Source organism: Citrobacter sp. wls757 (assembly GCF_005280935.1).
GTDB classification, from domain to species: domain Bacteria; phylum Pseudomonadota; class Gammaproteobacteria; order Enterobacterales; family Enterobacteriaceae; genus Citrobacter; species Citrobacter portucalensis.
On the sequence record NZ_SZWU01000004.1, the window covers coordinates 1 to 619 of the forward strand.

Genomic DNA, 619 nt, shown 5'->3' on the forward strand with positions numbered 1-619 from the left:
CGACACGTCCTGCAAGTCTGCGAGCACCTGCATACTCCAGTACCGGAAATGCTGTGTGTGATTGGGATCGACAACGAAGAACTGACCCGCTATCTGTCACGGGTGGCGCTTTCATCCGTGGCCCAGGGAGCCAGGCAGATGGGGTATCAGGCCGCTAAGCTCTTACATCGTTTACTGGCAAATGAAGAGCTGCCGCTGCAACGTACACTGGTTCCTCCGGTGCGCGTCATTGAACGCCGCTCAACCGACTACCGTTCATTAACCGATCCGGCGGTGATTCAGGCGATGCACTTTATCCGCAACCATGCCTGTAAAGGTATTAAGGTTGAACAAGTGCTGGATTCAGTGGGGATTTCTCGTTCGAATCTGGAGAAGCGTTTTAAAGAAGAGGTCGGAGAGACTATCCACGCCGTGATTCATGCCGAAAAGCTGGAAAAAGCGCGCAGCCTGTTGATATCTACCACACTTTCAATCAACGAAATCTCACAGATGTGCGGCTATCCGTCTCTGCAATATTTTTATTCGGTCTTTAAGAAAGAGTATGACACGACGCCCAAAGAGTATCGCGATGTGAACAGCGAAGTGTTGCTGTGAGGATTATTGCCGGATGCGGCGAAGC

The 619-nt window shown here is 51.4% G+C and carries 1 pseudogene; it reads left to right on the forward strand.

From position 1 onward, the window contains the following. Window positions 1-594: pseudogene (gene xylR, locus FDW94_RS00150) on the forward strand (D-xylose utilization transcriptional activator XylR); the annotation flags it as partial. Window positions 595-619 lie beyond the last annotated feature (25 nt).